Raw genomic sequence first — 459 nt, 5'->3', positions numbered from 1 at the left:
GGATCGGAAAGCAGCCGCGCGCAGCAGATCCAGGCCCTGGCCGCCATGGCCCAAGCCCTGCCAGACCTGCCGCCCGTGGCCGCGCCGGCCTATGATCCGCGCCCGCAAAGCCTGCTCTATTGCGCCGCCAGCGCCCTGCCTTGGCACACCAGCGGCTATACCACCCGCACCCAGGCCCTGCTGCGCGCCCTGCTGGTGCAAGGCGTTGATCTGCTCGCCGTCACCCGCGCCGGCTATCCCTGGGACCGTGCGGACAGCAGCGGCACGCCAGAGGCCCTGGCCAGCAGCCACGAGGGCCTTGATTGGCAACACTTGCGCCAGCCCAGCCAGTCCCTGCCGCTCGACATCTATATCGAGCGGGCCAGCATCGGCATTGCTCGCCTGGCCAAGGCACGCCGCGTCGCCGCGATCCACGCCGCGTCCAACCACGTCAACGCCCTGCCCGCGCTGATCGCGGCG

The 459-nt window shown here is 71.2% G+C and carries 1 protein-coding gene; it reads left to right on the top strand.

Going from position 1 to position 459, the window contains the following annotated elements:
• On the top strand, positions 1–459 hold a 459-nt coding region (locus H926_RS33070), incomplete at both ends, for a hypothetical protein (RefSeq protein WP_043608207.1).

Origin of the sequence: Novosphingobium sp. B-7 (genome assembly GCF_000410615.1) — a bacterium.
Classification (GTDB): Bacteria; Pseudomonadota; Alphaproteobacteria; order Sphingomonadales; family Sphingomonadaceae; genus Novosphingobium; species Novosphingobium capsulatum.
Note: the sequence above shows the minus strand (reverse complement) of the source record. Positions and strands in the feature narration are given on the sequence as shown.